This is a genomic window from Bernardetia sp. Wsw4-3y2, from assembly GCF_037126295.1.
Classification (GTDB): Bacteria; Bacteroidota; Bacteroidia; order Cytophagales; family Bernardetiaceae; genus Bernardetia.
Map to the genome: position 1 here is coordinate 1,332,784 of NZ_CP147017.1, position 21,972 is coordinate 1,354,755.

A 21,972-nucleotide genomic window follows, 5' to 3' on the forward strand; every position below is an offset into this window, starting at 1 on the left:
ACATAAAAAAAGACCTTTAGCCTACCTCATGAATATTACTAACATTACCAAAGTTCTTATTGCCAATCGTGGCGAAATCACTCTTCGTATTATTCGTTCTTGCAAAGAAATGGGTATCAAAACGGTAGCTGTTTTTAGTGAAGCAGACCGACAAGCTCCTCATGTTCGTGCTGCCGATGAAGCCATTTGTGTAGGTGCGTCTCCCTCGTCCGAGTCTTATTTAAGAGGAGATAGAATCATCGAAGCAGCCAAAACTACAGGCGCACAAGCCATTCACCCTGGTTATGGATTTTTGTCTGAAAATGCTGATTTTGCACGAAAAGTAAAAGAAGCAGGACTTATTTTCATTGCTCCTTCTCCTGAGGCTATAGAGGTAATGGGAAGTAAATTGGCTGCCAAAAATGCTGTTTCAAAATATGATATTCCAATGGTTCCAGGAATTAATCATGCTGTTGAGGATATTGCAGAAGCAAAAAAAGAAGCTGCACAGATTGGTTATCCAATTTTGGTAAAAGCAAGCGCAGGAGGTGGGGGAAAAGGAATGCGTGTAGTAGAAAATGAGTCAGAGTTTGAAGAGCAAATGAAACGTGCTGTTAGTGAAGCACAATCTGCTTTTGGAGATGGTGCTGTTTTTATTGAAAAATATATTGGTTCGCCTCGTCATATCGAAATTCAGATTTTAGGAGATACACACGGAAATATTTTATATCTTTTCGAAAGAGAATGCTCTGTCCAGCGTCGCCATCAAAAAGTAGTAGAAGAAGCTCCTTCGGCTGTTGTTGATGAAAAAATGCGTAAGGCAATGGGAGAAGCTGCTGTAAATGTAGCTAAAGCGTGTAATTATTATGGTGCAGGAACGGTAGAATTTATTGTAGATGAAAATTTAAATTTTTATTTCTTAGAAATGAATACTCGTCTGCAAGTAGAACATCCAATTACAGAACAGATTACAGGAATTGATTTGGTAAAAGAGCAAATCAAAATTGCAGAAGGAAGAGAAATTTCTTTCAAACAAGAAGACTTGAAAATAAATGGTCATTCGATTGAAGTGCGTGTTTATGCAGAAGACCCAGCTAATAATTTCTTGCCGAATGTTGGAAAAGTAGTAGAATATCAAACGCCAAAAGGGTTGGGAGTTCGTGTAGATGATGGTTTTGAGCAAGGAATGGAAGTGCCTATTTTTTATGATTCGATGATTGCCAAACTTATCACTTTTGGAGCAGACAGAGAAGAAGCAATGGACAGAATGATACGAGCAATAGACGAATACAAAATCTCTGGAATTCAGACAACACTACCTTTCTGTAAGTTTGTCATGCAACATGAAGCCTTTAGAAGTGGAAATTTTAGTACAAAATTCGTAGAAAATCATTTCAAACCCGAATATTTAGAGGCTGAAACTTCAAAAGAAGAAGAAGAAATTGCTGTGGCTATTGTAAGTCAGCTTTTAGAAAATGGAAAAGGTAAGAATAATGTCGTTGGTGGAGATACCAACAACGGCAATAATAATTCTAGTGGAATGAGTGATTGGAGAAAGAAACGTAGAGTTTTTTAATTATAAAGTTTCTAAGTAATATTAAGAAAAAACCGTTTTTAAACTAAAAAAAAATAGCTTAAAAACGGTTTTTTTATGCACTATATTAGACTTTTAAACCTGTTTTTTGGCTTGTCCATTTAAGCCATTAGCCTGAATAGGAATTTCTCTATCTACATTTAATGACTGATTTTTATGAATAGTTGGAGATGGAAAAACTGTGCCTTGCTTTTGAAAAAAATCAGGCGAACGTTTGGGAAGTTTTCTTCCAAAAGTAAGATTTGAAACTACACGAATATCTCGGTTGGTAAATTCCCAAATCTCTCCACTCTCGTCGATAGCAACAGTAAAAAGTTTTTCGACTTCCATTCCATATTCTGTAATATATAAGATTCTACCTTTTCCACGAGGTGTTTCGACCTCAATATTGTTTTTGACTTCTAAAATAAACATAATCAAATAAAATTTAGAGAAAAATAAAAGTTTAAAAAATAATAGCTACAAATGATGAGAGCTAATTTCTATGTTAAATGTTTGTGTGTTATTACCACTCAAAAACATTTTATAATTAAACAAAAAAGTAATTATAAGGTTAGAATTTTTGAATTTATTTTTGGTTTTATAATTCTTCTATAAAAATTTTATGCTCCATTTTTCATTTTTTCCTATCGGATTACTTCTCATTATAGCCATTTTTATAGATTTTTTTTATACTACACTTTCAGGAAATGGCTCTGGCTTTCTAACAAAATATTTTAATAATCTTCTCTCCAAAATTATATTAGGACTGAATTGGAAATGGCTACGTAAAATATCAGGTTTTATACATGTTACTGCTACGCTTAATTTATGGCTTATTATTTTATTGGTAGGGTGTTTATTTATTTTTAGTAGTAATGAACCGATGGTTGTAAATTCGACTACCAATCAGCCTGCTACTTTTTTAGATAGATTTTATTATACCTGTTATATTCTTTCTACCGTCGGAATTGGAGACTACAAGCCCAATACTAATTTTGGACAAGTAGTCACTGGATTGCTTTCTTTTACTGGATTTATCTTGCTTACTACTGCCCTAGCTTATGTGATTTCAGTTACTGGTGCTGTTAGTAATAAGCGAAATTTGGCTGTTACTATTTCTTCAATGGGCAAAAATCCTAAAGAGTTGTATGCTTATTTTACGCAAGAAGAAAATTTTCAACTTTTATTTGATGTTCTTCCTGACATGAGAGAATTATTGAGTTCCTTTACTCACAATTATTTATCATTTCCGATGATAGAAAATTATCTTACCAACAAAAGAACAAATTCAGAATCACTTCAAATCGTGAATTTGTATGAAGTTTTGCGTGTTATATTTTGCCAAGCAGACAAAACTCAAAAAATAAAATTTCTTCCTCTTATTCGCTCACTAGCTTATTTCATGGAAATTCATATGAAGAATAAAAAGAAGAATACTAAATTTAAAGAAGATGAAATAAATGAACTGAGACTAAAATATTGGTTACCAATTTTTGAAAAAGAACAAGTAAATGTTACTACAATTCAGTTAGAAAATATCAAATTAGAAAATATGGATTCTCTTTTAGCTAGTTCAGGCTGGATCTGGACAGATATTTATGATTTAGATGATGAAAAAAGTAGATTGTATGATTAAATCACTCCATAACCGATTGAAAAACAACTTCCAACATACGTGTACGAATTCCTTTAGTAACTAATTTTCTATTGGTTTCATCTGGGTAAGTTCGGTTTGCTAAAAATATAAAAATGATTCCTTTGTCTGCATCTGCCCAAGCTGCTGTTCCTGTAAAACCTGTATGCCCAAAAGTATTTTCAGAAGCGTAAAGTGTTGCAGGAATTTTACTTCCTTTTACAGACATATCAAACCCTAATGCTCTTCTTCCCCCTGTAATTTGTCTTGCTGTAAACTCATCTACTACTTCTTTATCAAAATACTGAACTCCTCCATAATTTCCACCTTGAAGAAAAGTTTGCATCAAAATACCAATATCATTTGCATTGGCAAACGTCCCTGCGTGTCCACTTACCCCACCCAAAATAGCTGTAGAGTAATCATGAACAATTCCACGAACTTCATCTTTTCTGAAAATATTATCTATCGAACTAGGTACAATATTATTTTTGTCATGTTTGCGAAGAGGATGATAACTAGCTGTTGAAAGTCCTAGCGAATTGTAAAAACTATTTTCAACGAAATAATCTAAAGAAGTGCCTGAAACACGAGCCACAAGCTGATTGAGCATATAAAAACCTCTATCACTATAACGATAACTATACGAACCATCAGCACGTTTGTTTCGCATAGGTGATTCTACTACCCAGTTCCAAATACTGTCTTTTATTCCTGCTTTTGCATAGAGATTAGGCGCAATTTCTTCACAATATTCTTGATCACAATGATTACTATAAAATTTATTGTAATTAGTTTCATTTGAAAAAGTTTCGAACCAACCAGGCATATTTCCATGATAACCTCCTCTGTGCATCAAAAGCTGACGAGCTGTAACATCTCCTTTTTCAGAATCTTTTAACTCTGTCAAATAGGTAGAAATAGGAACATCTAAATCAATTTTTTTCTCATTTACGAGCTGCATCATGGCAGGAACGGTAGCTACGATTTTAGTCAGGGAAGCCAAATCATAGATAGATTCATTTTCTACTTTCTGTTTTTTATCATACTTAAAATGACCATACGATTTTTGAAAAATAACAGTTGTATCTTTTATAATAATTACTTGACACCCTGGAGTTGCTCTATATTTTATGGCTTCACCTGCCAACCAATCAATACGTTCATTGAGGTATTTAGAGTTCATTCCTGTTCCTTCTGGATAATCTGAATATCTCAATCGTCCTAATGATTTTGTAGTAAATCCATCACCTTCTTTGATTTTTTCTCCTGCCGAAACAGGTACACGTCCTTGTGTTTGGACTGCACCAAAAAGAACCTGTGGGACAGCTTTTTGCATAATATCATTTTCTATGTAGGCAGCTACCAAATGTTTTTGGTCTTCAAATTTTTCTAAACTATAAGCATGACCAAAATCTACAACCACAACATTTTTTCCTAAATCTTGTAATTCTTTTACAAAATTTTGTGTAGCTGCCGAAATTCCAAAAGTATTACTTACAGAATATTGATTGACTCCAAAAACACCTACAATAATTACTTTTTTGTTTGATAATTTAGATTTAGCAGCAGAAAAAGCAGAAGTAGAAACAGACGAAATAACAACATGCTCAAAAGGCGCATAATTAGAAAGCATTTTTTGAAACGCATTTCCTTCTTTTTCATTAATTACAACCGAACCAAAAGAAAGTGTATCTAACTTTTGAAAAGGAATCAGATTGTTTTCATTTCTGACAATCGTAACAGCCTTTTGATGCAATTTTTCATTCAATATATTTGCTTTTGCATTATTCAAATCAGTATCTAAACCCTTCAATTCTATAGGTTTGAAGTCATTTAAGCCAACAAAATATTTTACTCTCAATACTTTTTTTACTCGCTCTTCAATTTCAGTTTCAGAAATTTTTCCTTCTTCTACTGCTTTTTTGATAAGTGCAATTCCTTTTGGAATACTTGCTGGATAAAGTAATACATCATTTCCTGCCAAAATAGCTTGTACATTTCCTTCATCTGGCGTAAAGTTAGAAGACAAGCCTTTCATATTCATGGCATCTGTAAAAATTAATCCATCAAAACCGAGTTCATCTTTCAATAAATCTGTAACTACATTTTTTGAAAGCGTGGTAGGAATATTTTCTGTGCTATCATACGCAGGAACATTCAAATGAGCCACCATAACAGACAATACTGAATCAGCAAAAAGACGTTTGAAGGGATATAACTCAAGTTCGGATAATCGTTTTTTGTCGTGTTTGAGCTGTGGAAGTGTGTAATGTGAATCCGAATCTGTGTCACCGTGTCCAGGAAAATGTTTGGCTGTTGCGATAAGTCCACCATCTTGCATGCCGTTGGTGTAAGCAATTCCATATTCTGCCACTCTATATTTATTTTCTCCAAACGAACGAGTACCAATAACAGGATTTTTTGGATTACTATTGACATCAATAACTGGCGCAAAATTGACATGAACCCCCAAACGCAAACATTGGCGAGCTACTTCTTTTCCTAAATCATAAACGGCAAGAGAATCATTCATTGCTCCCAAAACCATCTGACGAGGATAACTAATTGTATTTTTTAGTCGCATTCCTAGTCCCCATTCTGCATCCATTGCGATAAGAAGAGGAATATTTGCTTTTGCTTGATAACGATTGGTTAGCTGGGCTTGCTTGGAAGGTGTTCCCTGAAAAAATATTAAGCCTCCAATTTTATATTTTGTAATAAAATTATCAATTTCTTTATAATGACTTTCATCTCTATTCGAATAGGCTGCAATCATGAAAAGTTGAGCTATTTTTTGTTCTAAATCTAAATTAGAAAGTTTTTGATTGACCCATTTTTCTCGTTTTTCCCATTTTAAATTATCAATCCTTTGTTTTTCTTCTGCTACAGCTTTTGCTATAATTTGTGCGCTTGTAATATTTTGAGCCAAAATAGGCGTTATCAAAAACGAAAATATAATTCCTGTGAGGATAGAAATTTTGGCTTTAAAATTATTTTTAATCATTATTATTATTTTATTTATGGTATCACTTATCATTTCCCAAAAAAAGTAAGGGAAATAAGTAATTACTGGTTGAAAATAGAGAGGAAATACGAAAAAACAGAGAAAACTAAGGAATAAGAATAATTCAATAATTATTCCGAAATAAAAGTAGGCAAATCTATTAAAAATTGAAACAGTAAATCTGAATTAAATTATCTTGTAAGGAAAACCAACTATTAGCCAGACTTCGCTTTTTTTAATAAAACTCACAAATCTATATTTTTTAAAACATTGAGTTATTTGAAAGGTTAATAAGATAGAATTATTACAAATTTATTATTGTATCAAATACAAATTAGGTATTCTTTATTCATTCAAAATACAATAAATAAATTATTTTTTAACCTTAATTTTTTATTATGAAAACTACAATTTTTTCTTCGTTAGCCGTTGCCTCTGTTTTATTCTGTGGAATTTCTTTTGATGCAGATGCACAACGCAATGAAAATCCTTATAAAGATGTTGATGCTGTTGTTACAGTAGATGCTGATAATGTTTATGATCCTTCATTAGATACACGAGCAGACCGACTTTATACGTATGGTCGTGTTTCGTACGACTTTGATTATTTTGTAAATAATAAAGTAGCAAAAATAGATGCACCCATGCGAATTGAGAGTGCTGATAAAATGACTCCAATGGAAGTAACTACTGAAATGTTTACTAAATATTTTGATATTGTAAATCAGAATGGAGAGCATATTTTTGTAACTCCAGAAGAACCCAATGCAGAATTATATTTGATTGGTAAATTGGACGGAACACCAAAAGGAATCCATGCTTTAGTGTTTTATGCAAAAGATGGAAACATTTATGAGTATGCCAAAATAGTTACTTTTGATGAATATGGTAATCCTATTGACCACCAAAACGTTCATTACAATATCACAGCTGGAAACAATGGAAAGCAACAAGCACGTAAACAAGTATGTCAATTAAATGAAGAAAATAAATTTACTTGTTTGGAATATGAAGATAAAGATGGAAAGATGGTAGAAGCGAAAACTGAAGGTAGAATGTATGAAATTATGGCAGATGGAAATATTGAAACTACTTATAAAGTAGATGCCAATGAATAATCTTAATCAGTAACTTTTTAGTTAAAGAAAATACAAAACGTCATTTTATTTGAAAATAGAATGACGTTTTTTGTATCTAGCTTTTTCTAGTCTTCTACACTAGCGAAGCAAAACCCACAAATTGCTTTTGGATAGAAATAAGTTGATTTTTGTGGCATTGTAAAGCCTGTCTTACAAACTTCTTTTACTTCTGGCATCGTAACAGCATTTGTAATGAGAGCTAAATCAGCTTCTCCTTTTATGACTTTGGTTACACAGTCTGTGAAATTTCTTTCAAATTCAATGTTTGTACTCTTGCGTTGATCTTTTCCTTTTATTCCAATTATTTTTTCTATAAAAAAATAATGAAGTACAGTAAGATCAAGATTTTTGACAGAATCTGGAAATTTCCAAGCTAAAGTTTCCCATTTTTCTGGTTTTAGACGAATTTTATAGGCATTTTCTAAGAAGATAAGTCCGAATGCCCACTTTTTACCCCAAATCATTTCATTCAAATCAGAGGCATTTTCTACTGGTTTGATAATAAAATCTTCTTTTAGTTTTTCTAAAATCTGCTCTTCACTTATTTCTAAATCTGTTAATAAACGGTGTGTAGGCAAAATACGAAGGTCATTTGAGTTTGAATTGGTCAAATACATCAAATGAAAATTATACAATTCGTCACCTGTATGATTGGGATTATTTTCTTTACACGTCTGACGATAAACCATTGAACTTTCGTAACGATGGTGTCCGTCTGCTAAAATTATTTTTTTATCTTTCACCTTTTGAACAAATTTTTCTACAATTTCAGGCTCATCTATCTTAGCAAAAACTTCTCTTACACCTTGATAATCTTCTGTTTCATAAATTGGATTCTTGATAGCTTCATCCATATATTTTTCTAACTCAAACTTACTATCGCCATATAATCCGTGAGTTGGACTAACATTTAGTCCCGTTTTTTCTAATAATTCTATTCTATCATTTACAGCAGCAGGAATCGTATTCTCATGTCTTAAAATAATATTTTCATTCCAATCATACGCTTTTATCATGGTAACAAAACCCTTTCTACAATACTCTTTTTTCTTTGAAATACGTGAAGGAAGAGCAAAATATTGATAGTAAACATAAATTGTAGGCTTTTCATCTTGCTGAATTGTTCCGTCTTCTATCCATTTTGTAAGTGTTTTTCTGGCATCATCTGCTGGATTTTCTCCCAAAGGGACAGACAAATGAATACTATTTAATGGATTTTGATATAATTTATCTCTTTGTTTTTGCGAAACAACATCAAATAGGGGAGAAGTAAATTCTTGAATTTGATTAGTAAGTGAAGAGTTATATCTCCAAGCACGAAAAGGACGGATTTCTGCCATGTTATAGGGATTGGGAATTAAGAAATAAGATTTAGAAAACAGGAATGAGGGAGATAAAAACTGGAAATTTAGCAAGCGAATTAGAAAATAATATGAGAATTATTTTCATTCTACAATTCTAGTTTTCTAGTTTTTCTCAAACAATTTCTAAAATAGTACGAAAAGCAATAACTTTATTTCCGTATCTTTTTAAATGGTCTTCTTGCAATTTGGGTGCAAAATTTTGCTGATAGTGTTCCAAATCTTCTAAAGACTTACAAAAATATTGAATAGCATAAGTTGTTCCTTCCTCTTCTGGGAGTTGGGATAATAATTTCAATACTTTATGTTCTTCAAACATGCCTGTATTCATAACATCTGGAATGTGTGTTTCTTTCATCCATTTAATCCAATTATCATGAATGGAATCTTCAACATTTACGGTAACATTATATAAAATCATCTCAAAAAAATTCGTTATCTGTTAGTATTTCTGAAAAATCAGAATAAATTCAATAAAAAACAAAGATACTTATTTCTCAACTTATTTGTTCCATAAAAAAGCAATGCTTTTTTGTGTAAAACAAAATGATTTACATACTCAAAAATACTTTAAAAAAATATCCTTTTATTTCTCTTCATAGAAATAAAAGGATATTTATGTAATAAACTGGTAAACTAAAGAGTAAATTTATTTTTCAATTTTTATATTTACTTCATTCTGATTTGCTGTTTCAGAAGGTTTTATTTTGATAGTTTCTTCTTCTGCGCTAATAGAAAGTAAATATTGTTTGACTATTTCTAGTTGTTTTTGATTATTACTTTCCAAAGTGATAGTATAACCTAATCTTGAATATTTGGCAGCAATTTCTAATTCTTCTTTATTTTTTTGACCTATAACTTCATTTTTTTGATTGATTCTAATAGGTGAGATTTTTGGTACATCAGGTTTTTCAGAAGAATACCAACCTACTGTTTCTATACTCTCTTTTTTTTCTTCTTCTGTTTTTTCTTTTTTAGTTTCTGTTTCTTTTTTTAGTGTATTGCTTTTCTGAGTAGCTATTTCTTCTATATTATTTTTTGAAGAAGCAGACAACACCATATTTTCTTCTTGGGTTTTTGTATTATTTTTTGCTTGTCTTTGTTCTTTCAATTTTTGTTGTTCGGCTTTTACCAAACGCTCTTCTTCCCATCTACGAAGCTGTTTTTTGGATACTTTTATTTGTTCTACTTTGGTTTTGCCTATGTCATCACAGCTAAAAGGTTTGCGCTGAAAAGCAGTGCTATTTTTAGATTTTCTTCGAAATTTATTTTTTCTCTTGAAACGTCTAGTAAAAAAATTTCCTGTCTTAGTTGTCTGTGCTTCAACTTTTGGTGTTTCAATGATAGGCATTGCCACTAACAAAATAAGAAGAAATAACAGAAATCGAAATATTTTCTTAGCGTAAAATGTATAAGTAAAAAATTGTTTCATGGTTAGGTTTCTTTAAAAGATTCTTTTTCTGAATTTTCTTTAGTCTGAATATTTTTTATGATTTACTTTGTTCAAACCATTTATCTTACTAACGAGATTACTCACCCAGTAGTATATCAAACTACTTAAAGATAATAAAAAATTTACATTTTACCGTAAAAAAGAATACGTTTGTCGAAACAAATTAAAACTTTACCGAAATAAAAAAGAATCCACACCTTTTAACAATGTGTTTACAAGAAAATTACTTATAGTTATTTTTGTTGATTTCTCATCTAAAAATTACACTTCTCACACGTTCCACTCAATAGAAATTCGGCTTCTTCTACTTTATATCCTTTTGGAAGGTGTAAATTAGGGAGTTGGATTTGGGACAGACAATATACGTGTTCACACTTCTGACACTTAAAATGGACGTGATTTTCTTTGTGTTGATGCTCCTGACAATTACTCTCACAGAGAGCATATTTTGCTTGTCCAGACATATCAGGTACTTTATGTAAAATGCCTTTTTCCTCAAAAGCAGTTAGTGTTCTATAAATAGTAACTCTGTCAAATTCTTCTCCTACAAGTTCTTCAATATTTTGATGTGAAAGAGCTGTTTGAGCATTTAAAAATGATTCTAAAATAGCCATTCGACAAGGTGTTTTGCGAAGGTCATGTTTTTTTAGAAATTCAGTGGGTAAGGGGAAATTGTGCATAATATAGTAATTAGATATTGGAATTTAGATATTGGGAAATATCAACATATAAAATAGTAGTATAAGAAATAGTTACACCACAAAAATACGTAAAGCAAATTTATTTTTCTTGTGATAAAAAAAAGGCTTTTTGAGAGAAAAAACGCATCTTTGCAAGATAATCTTGTGAGTCAATTTTATATAGTATGAAACGAAATGAATTAAATTTAGTTTTTGATATAAATTGAACAAGATAATTAAAACACTTTACCATTTTTAAGAAAACAACATGAAATTTTTCGTAGATACAGCCAATCTTCAAGACATCAAAGAATGCCAAGAATTAGGAATTTTGGACGGAGTAACAACCAATCCTTCTCTCATGGCAAAGGTCGGAATTACTGGAAAAGATGCTATTTTTAGTCATTACAAAGCGATTTGTGATATTGTAGATGACAATGTAAGTGCAGAAGTTATTGGTACAGAGTATAAAGACATTATCAGAGAAGGTGAAGAACTTGCTGAAATTGATTCTAAAATTGTCGTTAAAGTTCCGATGATAAAAGAAGGTATTCGTGCGATCAAATATTTTTCAGATAAGGGTATTCGTACAAATTGCACACTTATTTTTTCAGCAGGTCAAGCAATTTTGGCAGCTAAAGCAGGTGCGACTTATGTTTCTCCTTTTATTGGTCGTTTGGATGATGTTGGCTCTGATGGAATGGCTTTAATAGAGCAATTAGTAGATATTTTTGGAAATTATGGCTTCCATACAGAAATTTTGGCTGCTTCAGTTCGTCATACTGTACACCTTATTCAGTGTGCAGAAGTAGGAGCAGATGTAGTTACATGTCCTTCCAACGTAATTATGAGTCTTCTCAATCATCCTCTGACAGATAAAGGATTAGCTACATTTTTAGAAGATGCTAAGAAATTAAATATGTAAAATAATTAGTGATAAGTGATTAATGGTTAGTGATTAGTTGAAAGACAGCATTTCTAACTAATCACTTATCACTAAAAATTAATCACTAAAAACTATGTTTGGACTCATTGGCAAAAAACTTTCTCATTCTTTTTCTAAGAAATATTTCACAGAAAAATTTCAAAAACTTAATCTTTCTCCAAAAGAAGGCTATATGTATGAGCTTTTTGAACTGGATAAAATAGAAGAATTTGAAAATTTAATTAGAGAAAATCCTATTTTAAAAGGATTGAATGTAACCATTCCTTACAAAAAATCAATTATTCCTTTTTTAGATAAACTTGACCCAGTTGCTCAACGAATTGAAGCTGTAAATACTATTAAAATAGAAAAAGATGGAACAAAAATAGGCTACAATACAGATTATATTGGTTTTAAAAGTAGTTTAGAAAAGTTTTTATATCAAAAATCTAAAACTGGTTTTAAAGAAACAGCTTTGATTTTGGGAACTGGTGGGGCAGCACAAGCCGTAAAAATTGCTTTAGAAGATTTGAATATAAAATTTGATTTTGTTTCTTCGTCTATCAATCAAATTCAAGATAACTTTACTTATCAAACTCTACCTTATTCAGAAATTGATATTACAAATTATAAATTAATCATCAATACAACACCTTTAGGAATGTATCCCAATATTGATGATTTTCCTCCTTTGTCTGAAGAAAATTATTCAAAAATTGATGCAAATTATTTCTTATACGATTTAGTTTATAACCCAGAAGAAACAGCTTTTTTGACAAAAGGTAAAAATAAAGGTGCAAAAATCATCAATGGTTTGGAAATGCTACACGGACAGGCAGAAGCTGCTGCTGATATTTGGGGCATTTAAAACTGATTTAAAACCTCTCTTACACTGCCATGTTCTAATAATAGTTTCTTGGCTTCTTCTTCTGAAATATCAAGTTCTTCTACCAAAAAGCGAGTCCCTCTTTCGATGAGTTTTTGGTTAGAAAGCTGCATATCTACCATTTTATTGCCTTTTACTCTTCCTAACTGTATCATTACAGAAGTAGAAATCATATTCAAAACTAGTTTTTGGGCAGTTCCTGCTTTCATGCGTGTGCTTCCTGTTACAAATTCAGCTCCCACAATTACTTCAATAGGAAACTGACTTACTTTTGCTACTTGAGAGTCTGTATTACAAACAATACAACCTGTCAGAAGTCCATTTTTATTTGCTTGTTCTAATCCACCAATTACATAAGGTGTTCTTCCAGAAGCTGCAATTCCGATAAGTGTATCATTTTTACAAGGATTATATTTTGCTAAATCTTTCCATGCTTGCTCTTTGTCATCTTCGGCAAACTCTACAGCTTTTCTGATAGCAGAATCTCCACCAGCAATAAGCCCGACTACTAAATCATGTGAAACACCAAAAGTAGGAGGGCATTCAGAAGCATCAACAATTCCCAAACGCCCACTTGTTCCTGCACCAATGTAAAAAAGTCGTCCTCCTTTTTTCATTTGCTTGACAATCTCTACAACAAACATTTCTATATTACTAATGACATCTTTTATAGCAAAAGCAACTTTCTGGTCTTCGTTATTTATGGAATGAAGTAATTCCTTAACAGACATTTTATCTAAATCAGAATAATTAGAGTTTGATTCGGTGGTATTCTTTTTTAACATATTTTAATATTTATTCATGTAATTATTTATAACCCTGACTAAAAAATTTTCGTGTGTTAAATAATATAAATTACATTAAACACCTAATATACAGCAATTTACTGCAAAAATTAATGTATTTAATTATCACAACTAATTAATTATACCATGTGTTTTATATGCTTTTTTACACGTATAATGTCACTTAAATCTGTTCATAATCTAAACGAAAAGCAGAAAAAAATAAAAAAGTTTTATTTCTCTTAATTTTAAATTTTAGGTTAAAGTCAAATGCTTAGCTATGTGATATTGTTTTGTGATATTACTTGTTATTTAAGATTTCTTGTCACTTAAAATGATTATCTCCCATAATCAAATTATAATTAATTAAGCTAACTATACTTTCTGTTATAACACTTAATACTTTTAATTAAAAAATTATCTTACTTTACTTACACAACAAAATTATGAAAAAAAAATCCACAATACTTTTTTTTATGCTTTTACTTATTTTTTTTAGATTAAAAGCTCAGAATGTTCAGAACTATGTCATTACAGCAGGTTCAAATGAAAATCTAATCGATGGAGGGGGATGGACTCAAATTATTGGTTCAAATCAACTTAATGTTGCCTCAGCAGTTACGAATATAGGCTTTGAAGTTTGGTTTATGGGAGAACGGTTTACTACTTTTTCAGCCAATACAGGAGGAGTGATACGTTTTGGTACTAATCAAATAGTTGGTGGTGCAAATAGTCCAGGCATACCAGCAAATGCTAGAGTCTGTGTTTTTGGAGCTTCTATCGAAGTTACTGCTGATAGATGGCGTACAGAAAATAATGGTCAGGTCAGATATAAAATAATTGGATCAGCTCCTAATAGAATACTAGTCGTTGATTGGGTGAATCTAAGAATGGAAGGAAGTGCTAGTGCAAATACAGGAACTTCTCGCTTTCAAGCACATATTTACGAAACGGCTTCACCTCCAACAAATATCAATGGAGGAGTAGTGAAAGTAGTATATGGTAGAATGTTTATACAATCACATGCTCCTACAGCTATTTGTGGAGTCAATACTGATCCTTTTACTACTTCTTGGACAGGAATTGGATATGGTGATTCTAATACACAAGTAGTGTATATTAATACTGACAATCATCCTAATGTGGCTGGAGCTAACCGTTCCTATGGACCTACCCTAGAATCTTGTAATGGTTTTGGTGCAGCTCCAACGACTATAACATCTCTAAATAGCAATAGTAATGGGAGTCGCCGTTTCTACAATTACAACCCTCCCGCAGTAATAGGTGATGAAACAGATGTAAACGCAAGCTGTCTTTCTAGCAACTCTTTTATTTTAAACTGGACAGACAATGCCACAAATGAAGTTGGAATTGTTCTTTATCGTTCTACTGATGGAGGAGTAACTTATACTTTTGACAGACAATTACCAGCTAATACAACAAGTGCTACTATTGCAGGACTCACTCCCTCTACTACTTATTATTATCAGGTTTATGCCGTCACAGAAGGAAAATTGAGTGTTTTAAATTCAGTTTCGGGAACAGTAATAGTTAGTACACTACCAATTTCAGCGAATGCTGTTTACTCTAAAATGGATGGAGTTTGGAACACAGCTTCTACTTGGACTACCAATACTGTTCCTATAGCTACTGACGATGTAATCATTGGTTGTATTGACCCACATGTAGTACCTGTAAATACTCCTGCTGTTAGTAATATCTGTAAAACTCTATTAATAGAAACAGGAAGTATCCTTAATTTTAATGTAGGACAAACCCTTACAGTAAAAGGTGATGTTACCAATAAAGGCACAATCAATACAAATGGAGGAACATTAATCATTGAAGGAAATTTAATTAATACAGTAGGTGCAACTGTTAACATTGGAAATGGAACACTTATCGTTCAAGGAAATTTCCAAAATGCTTCAACAGCTGTACTTAATGGAAATACAGGAGAATTTAACTTAGCAGGAAACTTTACCAATGCAGGAGCATTTAATCCTAATAGTTCGACTCTACGTTTTGATGGAAATAGTGAACAACTAATAAATCACACAGGTACAAGTACTTATACTATTCCACCTACAGCTACTTTCCCTACTTCAAATACTTTACCTCTCTCCATTCCTCCATCAGGCACTGGTGGTGGTGGTGGTTTTGGCATAGCAACAGATACTGATATAGGAGATTTAACAGGCTATGACCCAGATGATATTAGAGCCGTAACATTTAACGTTCCGACAGGGAATTATACAGGAATAAATAATCTATTTATAGATTTAGACCATAGTTATAATGATGATATTGAGATATATCTAGTAAGTCCTGACAATACAGTATTTACAATAGCTGCTGATATGGGATGGTTTGGAAATGATTATGAAAATGTTATTTTCACTATGAGTGCCACTAACACGCCTCCAGATGGCTATGCACAACCTATAACAGGAAGTTTTAGACCTATAGAAAACTGGAATGGATATGCAGGAACATATACAGGAACTTGGTCTTTGTATATCATTGATGATAATTTCGGAGATTCTGGACAGTTAAATACTACTTCTCTTACACTTAATCAGTCTAATATTCCTCCCCCAATAGGATTACAATTCTATAATTTGATTATGCTAAACACTAATATAGGAGTTAGAACACAAAATACAGATATTGTAGTAAATAATAATGCCACTTGGACAAATGGAGTTTTCAGAGCAGACAATGACCACAAAATTATCTTTCCTGACAATTCTACTTCAACTATTGCAATCAATGCTAGTCATGCAGATATGAAAGTACGTAAAATAGGAAATGACGTTTTTCATTTTCCAGTAGGTAATGATGGTTGGGGCGCACCAATTGGAATTACAGCTCCTACCAATACAACTGACCATTTTACAGCTAATTATGTAAGACAAGTTACTCCTTTTGATCCTTTTTCAAAAGAGCCAACGATTCATCATGTTGGACAATGTGAATATTGGATTTTAGATAGAACAAATGGAAATTCGAATGTAGTTGTTACGCTAAGTTATGATGAGATTCGTAGTTGTACGGTTGGAGAAGAAAATAATTTAAAAGTGGTACGATGGGATGGTTCTATTTGGAGAGATCACTTCAATGGTGGACTTATTGCTACTCCTTATCAAGGTGTTTTGAGTGCAGGAACAGTGAATAATTTCAGTCCGTTTACACTTGGCGCAGATGATGAATTTACCATTTTACCACTTACTTTATTATCTTTTGATGCTAAATCATTTGAGAATGATGCTATCTTAGATTGGAAAACTACAGGAAAAAACAATCAAGAGCATTTTGAGATTGAACGCTCTTTAGATAGCGATAGTTTCAAGAAAATTGGAAGTATCAAAAACCCTGATAAAAGAGATGATCAACAAAGTACATACTCATTTATTGATAAAGATGTGGGAATGAAAAATAGAGAAGCTTATTATCGCTTAAAAAAAATTAATACAGATGGTACTTTCTCTTACTCAGATGTCAAGAAAGCAAATTGGAGTATAAATGGTTCTCATCATCAAGCTAACTTTATTGCTTATCCAAATCCATTCACAGATAATTTAATACTTGAGTTAAATCTAATTGAGCAAGAAAATGCCGAAATAATTTTAATGGATATGACAGGAAAAATTATCAAAACTATTTCTCAAACCTTTAATAAGGGAAATCAGAAAATAGAATTTACTAATCTGCAAAACCTAGCTAAAGGCAGTTATTTGATACAGTTAAGAACTTCTACTTTACAGAAAACTTTTAAAGTTGTCAAAATGTAACTATAGTTAGATTAGCTACAAATGAGTAGTTTTGAGGATTAACTTGATAAACAAAATTAGCTATACTATCTGTCAATTCTAAAAAAGGTTAGTATAGCTATTTTTATAAAAAAAAATAAAATTGATTAAATAACTCAATTTGTATATCACAGACTTGCCAATCTGTAAAAAATAGTTTTTTGAATAAAAAATGCTGCTTATTCAGCCTAGGGACTCTGAAATACTCAATCTGAGCTACATATATAATACTTTTTATAAATAGTTAATAATCTACAAATACACACTTATTACTGCTATTGCTGCACAAACACAAAAAGTCAGACTGCTTTTTTATATTCGGCTTATAATTTGACATATTATTAACTTGTCTAACCCTAGCATTATTTATTTTATAGCAAAAATAATTTTTAACTTTCTTTTTGTGTTAAAAAGAAGTTCTTTGATAGACATTTTTTCTAAGTCAGAATAATTAGAATTAGATTACAGTAGCAAGCATTAATATTTTTTTGATTAGAAATAGGATTATTTGAATTTTGTTTTATAAATTGTATCTTAAAATTATTCTGTAAAGCAATATTTTTATAAAACATTAAAATAGATACTCTGACTGATTATCAATTATTTAACTAACAATAAAATATAATTAACATTTTGCAAAACATAAAACTAGATAAATAAAAGAAATCAAAACAAAGTTTTGTTAAATTATTAAAAAGCATAATTAATAAAATTTTTAGCTAAAAAAACAAAATAATATGTGTATTTTTGTGAAATTTTTTATTGCTTGTCTCTTACACATAAAAAATATAACAATATAAAGATTTTTATGAATTTAATTTAACTGTTAATTAATAAACCTAAATTTGCAATATAAATGATTTCTTGAAAATAATGGACTTGAATATTAATCAGAACAAAATTATGAAAAAAATTATTACCATATTCTTTTTGATGTTTTTTTTCTTTTCGTGGGGAATAAAAGCACAAAATGCAGCTAATTACACTTTCAGTACCAATACAACAGGAAGCCTGACCACAGGAACAGGATGGGCTACTATTATTGGAACAGGACAAAACCATACTACTTTTAATGACGGTTTTGGAAACGTACCTGTGGGTTCTATAGTTACTATTCCTTTTGAGGTTTGGTTTATGGGTGAACGCTTTACATCCTTTAGTATTAATACAAATGGCATTCTTCGTTTTGGTAATATTCCTATACTTTCAGAAGGAAATACATATAATATACCTGATAATGCTCGTTTATCTCCTTTTGGAGCTAGTAGTACAATAGGTGGGGTTTTAGATGATGGAGATTGGCAAACAGGAGAAGTTAGATATAAAGTTATAGGAACAGCTCCTAATAGAATAATGGTTGTTCAATGTAATAATATGCGAATAAGCTATAATAGTGGAGCTTCTAATTCAAGTTTTGAGATGCAAATTAAAGAAACCTCAAGACCAACGGTAAGTACAGATAGTGGACAAATTACTTTTTTATACGGAACAATGACTAAGGGTACTACTGGTAGTATTACAGCTGGAAATATAGGAATAGGATATATAGATGGAGTTGGAAATGATTTTTTGTCTGTAGATATTGCTAATCATACAGCCAGTACCACAGCAACAAATAATACTTATCCAAATGGTACAATTACACAACTCAATAGTAATAATAATACAAGTCGTAGAAGATATATTTTTAATCCTGCTACTGTAATAGGACAAGAAATAGATTTGCAAGCAAGTTGTCTTTCTAATAGCTCTTTTATTTTAAATTGGACAGATAATGCCACAAATGAAGTAGGAATTGTTCTTTATCGCTCTTTAGATGGTATAAATTATACTTTTGATAGACAATTACCTGCCAATACTACCAGCACTACTATTACAGGACTTACTCCTTCTACTACTTACTATTATCAAGTATATGCTGTTACAGAAGGAAAACTAAGTGCTTTATCTACAACAGGAACTGTTGTTATTACTACATTGCCTGCTTCAGCTAATGCTGTTTATTCTAGAACAAATGGAGTTTGGAATACAGCTTCTACTTGGACTACCAATGCTGTACCTGTTGCTTCAAGTGATGTAATCATTGGTTGTATTGTACCTCATACAGTAGATGTAAATACGCCTAGTGTTAGCAATATATGTAGAACATTATTAGTAGAAACAGGAAGCATTCTTAATTTTAATACAGGACAAACACTTAGAGTACAAGGAGATGTTACTAATAAAGGTACAATTAATACCAATGGAGGAACATTAATAATTGAAGGGAATCTAATCAATACAGTAGGTGCAACTGTTAATATTGGAAATGGAACACTTATCGTACAAGGAAACTTGCAAAATGCCAATACAGCTACATTAAATGGAAATACAGGATTATTTAGATTAGCAGGTAATTTTACAAATGCAGGAGTATATAATTCAAATATATCTACTATGCGTTTCGATGGAAATGCACAACAGCTTATAAATCACACAGGAACAAGTACTGGACAAGGAATTACAACAGTATCTAATTCTTATAATAATGATGCTGCTCTAGCTACACCTGCTGCTACAAATACCTATAACAATACTACAGATGTCAGTATCCCAGATAATAATGCTGCTGGTATAAATAGAGCTATTACAGTTCCTACTACTTTTGGTACTATTACAGATATGACAGTTGATTTGGATATTGATCATACTTATGTAGGTGATTTGATTGTTACTCTAACAAGTCCACAAGGAACAACTATAACTCTAATAAATAGAGTTACACTTGGAACTGGAGCTTGTAGTAGAAATAATATTGATGTAACGCTTTCTGATGCAGCAGGAAGTACTGTACAATCACAATGTACCAATCCTACTGCTATTACAGGTACTCGTCGTCCCTCACAAGCGTTAAGTGCTTTTGATGGACAAAATCCTTCTGGAGATTGGATTCTCAATATTTCTGACCGTGTAGGAGCTGATGTAGGAGCATTCAGAAATGTTAATCTAAATATTACAACTACTGCTTATGCTGGTCTTGCAATTCCTGATAATAATAATACAACAGGTGTTCCTCATATTATAAATATTCCTGCTACTGCAAATTTAATTTCTGATGTCAATCTAGATATTGAAATCGATCATACTCGTATAGGTGATTTATATGTACGTCTCATTAGTCCTACTGGTACATTCAGAGACTTACTTGCTAATCCTTTAAATGGTACAGGTAGTTGTACTGGAAATAGTATCAGAGTTACATTTGATGATCAAGCAGCAGACTTTGTTCAAAATCAATGTGGTGCAGGTGTACCTAGTATAAATGGAACATATATACCTAATCAATCTTTAGCTTCGTTTAATAATGAAAATCCGTCAGGAAATTGGACAATAAGGGTATATGATTTAATTGGAGGAAATGTAGGACGTATAATGTCGGCTACTTTACATATTACAACTTCGCAACTTGTTAGTTTTCCTCTTAGTTCAACTCTCTACTATCATAATTTATTGATGCTCAATACAGGTGCAGGAGTTCGTACTCAAAATACTGACATCAATATATTAAATGCTGCCACTTGGACAAATGGAGTTTTCAGAGCAGACAATGACCATAAACTTATATTTGTAGATAATGCTACTTCAACAATTGCTATTAATGCAAGTCATGCAGATATGAAAGTACGCAAAATAGGAAATGATGCTTTCAATTTTCCTGTAGGTAATGCAGGTTGGGGCGCACCAATTGGAATTTCTGCTCCTTCAAACATAAACCATCATTTTACAGCACAATACACCAAACAAGTTACTCCTTTTGATCCTTTTTCTAAGGAAGCAACAATTCATCATGTTGGACAATGTGAGTATTGGATTTTAGACAGGACAAATGGAAATTCGAATGTCGTTGTTACACTAAGTTATGATGAAATTCGTAGTTGTACTGTCGGAGAAGAGAATGATTTGAAAGTATTGCGATGGGATGGTTCTATTTGGAGAGATCATTTCAATGGTGGACTTATCGCTACGCCTTATCAAGGTGTTTTAAGTCTAGGAACAATAACTAATTTCAGTCCATTTACACTTGGCGCAGATGATGAATTTACCATTTTGCCACTTACACTCTTGTCTTTTGATGCTAAACCAATGGAAAATGATGCTATTTTGGACTGGACAACAATAGGAGAGCTAAACCACGATTATTTTGAAATTGAACGCTCATTTACAGGAGACAATTTTGAAAGAATTGGCAACGTAAAAAATCCTATTGGAAGAGATAATACTAAAAATACTTATTCATTTGTTGATAAAAATGTAGGAATAGAAAACAGAGAAGCCTATTATCGTTTGAAACAAATTGATACTGATGGTATCTTCTCTTATTCTGATATTAGAAAGGTAAATTGGAGTATAAATGGTTCTGGAAATCAAGCTGATTTTATAGCTTATCCAAATCCGTTTACAGATATTCTAACACTTGATTTTAACTTAGAGAGACAAGAAACCGTAGAGATTATTTTAACAGATATGGCAGGAAGAAGCATCAAAACTATTTCTCAGTCTTTCCAAAAAGGAAGTCAGAAAATAGAATTTAATAATCTACAAAATTTAGCTAGAGGTAGTTATTTGATACAATTAAGAACTAATACAATACAGAAAACTTTTAAAGTTGTCAAAATGTAAATGTAGCTTACGCTTTAGTGTGAGCAGAGATTACTGTAACTGGTTTAAGCATCTTTGCTTGAACCAGTTATTTTTTT

Annotated in this window: 14 protein-coding genes; 7 read left to right on the forward strand and 7 right to left on the reverse strand. The window is 31.7% G+C overall.

Features of this window, described 5'->3' with window-relative positions:
* The first annotated feature begins 34 nt into the window (after positions 1-34).
* A complete protein-coding gene (gene accC / locus V9L05_RS05290) occupies positions 35-1,555 on the forward strand; it encodes an acetyl-CoA carboxylase biotin carboxylase subunit (RefSeq protein ID WP_338815414.1) in 1,521 nt (506 codons plus the stop codon).
* A gap of 93 nt (positions 1,556-1,648) precedes the next feature.
* Here accC and V9L05_RS05295 read toward each other — a convergent pair whose 3' ends face one another.
* Positions 1,649-1,987 carry a hypothetical protein gene (locus V9L05_RS05295; protein ID WP_338814660.1) on the reverse strand — a complete coding sequence of 113 codons (339 nt, stop codon included), beginning with the start codon at positions 1,985-1,987 and terminating at the stop codon, positions 1,649-1,651.
* Between the two features lie 190 nt (positions 1,988-2,177).
* Between V9L05_RS05295 and V9L05_RS05300 the strand changes: the two genes are divergently transcribed.
* Positions 2,178-3,191, forward strand: a complete 1,014-nt coding sequence (locus V9L05_RS05300) for a potassium channel family protein (RefSeq protein ID WP_338814661.1) — start codon at positions 2,178-2,180, stop codon at positions 3,189-3,191.
* Position 3,192: 1 nt separating this feature from the next.
* Here the strand turns inward: V9L05_RS05300 and V9L05_RS05305 are convergent, their stop codons facing one another.
* On the reverse strand, positions 3,193-6,195 hold the full coding sequence (locus V9L05_RS05305; RefSeq protein ID WP_338814662.1) for a glycoside hydrolase family 3 N-terminal domain-containing protein: 3,003 nt from the start codon (positions 6,193-6,195) through the stop codon (positions 3,193-3,195).
* A 398-nt stretch (positions 6,196-6,593) separates the two neighbouring features.
* On the opposite strand from V9L05_RS05305, the gene V9L05_RS05310 reads away from it, so the two are divergent.
* Complete coding sequence (locus V9L05_RS05310) at positions 6,594-7,313, forward strand: hypothetical protein (RefSeq protein WP_338814663.1); 720 nt, start codon at positions 6,594-6,596, stop codon at positions 7,311-7,313.
* 86 nt (positions 7,314-7,399) lie between these two features.
* Here V9L05_RS05310 and V9L05_RS05315 read toward each other — a convergent pair whose 3' ends face one another.
* From V9L05_RS05315 to V9L05_RS05330, 4 genes are all read right to left on the reverse strand, one after another.
* Entirely contained in the window at positions 7,400-8,674 is a 1,275-nt protein-coding gene (locus V9L05_RS05315) for a DUF1015 domain-containing protein (RefSeq protein WP_338789957.1), read from the reverse strand.
* 136 nt (positions 8,675-8,810) lie between these two features.
* A complete protein-coding gene (locus tag V9L05_RS05320; RefSeq protein ID WP_338814664.1) occupies positions 8,811-9,116 on the reverse strand; it encodes a DUF4286 family protein in 306 nt (101 codons plus the stop codon).
* Positions 9,117-9,344: 228 nt separating this feature from the next.
* Positions 9,345-10,127: a hypothetical protein gene (locus V9L05_RS05325; RefSeq protein WP_338814665.1), complete on the reverse strand. Its 783-nt coding sequence runs from the start codon at positions 10,125-10,127 to the stop codon at positions 9,345-9,347.
* Between the two features lie 275 nt (positions 10,128-10,402).
* Positions 10,403-10,828 (reverse strand): transcriptional repressor, encoded by a 426-nt coding sequence (locus V9L05_RS05330; protein WP_338789954.1) that lies wholly within the window; start codon positions 10,826-10,828, stop codon positions 10,403-10,405.
* Between the two features lie 268 nt (positions 10,829-11,096).
* Here V9L05_RS05330 and fsa point away from each other — a divergent pair, with 268 nt between their 5' ends.
* Both fsa and V9L05_RS05340 read left to right on the forward strand, forming a co-directional pair.
* Positions 11,097-11,753: a fructose-6-phosphate aldolase gene (gene fsa, locus V9L05_RS05335; RefSeq protein WP_338789953.1), complete on the forward strand. Its 657-nt coding sequence runs from the start codon at positions 11,097-11,099 to the stop codon at positions 11,751-11,753.
* A gap of 94 nt (positions 11,754-11,847) precedes the next feature.
* Positions 11,848-12,621, forward strand: a complete 774-nt coding sequence (locus V9L05_RS05340) for a shikimate dehydrogenase (RefSeq protein WP_338814666.1) — start codon at positions 11,848-11,850, stop codon at positions 12,619-12,621.
* On the opposite strand, the gene murQ is transcribed toward V9L05_RS05340, so the two are convergent.
* The gene (gene murQ / locus V9L05_RS05345; RefSeq protein ID WP_338814667.1) at positions 12,618-13,424 is read right to left on the reverse strand and encodes an N-acetylmuramic acid 6-phosphate etherase; all 807 of its coding nucleotides are present in this window, start codon (positions 13,422-13,424) and stop codon (positions 12,618-12,620) included. The two genes, V9L05_RS05340 and murQ, sit on opposite strands and share 4 nt — an antisense overlap.
* 446 nt (positions 13,425-13,870) lie before the next feature.
* Here murQ and V9L05_RS05350 point away from each other — a divergent pair, with 446 nt between their 5' ends.
* Together V9L05_RS05350 and V9L05_RS05355 are read left to right on the forward strand one after the other, a co-directional pair.
* A complete protein-coding gene (locus V9L05_RS05350; RefSeq protein ID WP_338814668.1) occupies positions 13,871-17,218 on the forward strand; it encodes a T9SS type A sorting domain-containing protein in 3,348 nt (1,115 codons plus the stop codon).
* Between the two features lie 921 nt (positions 17,219-18,139).
* Entirely contained in the window at positions 18,140-21,895 is a 3,756-nt protein-coding gene (locus tag V9L05_RS05355; RefSeq protein ID WP_338814669.1) for a proprotein convertase P-domain-containing protein, read from the forward strand.
* Positions 21,896-21,972 lie beyond the last annotated feature (77 nt).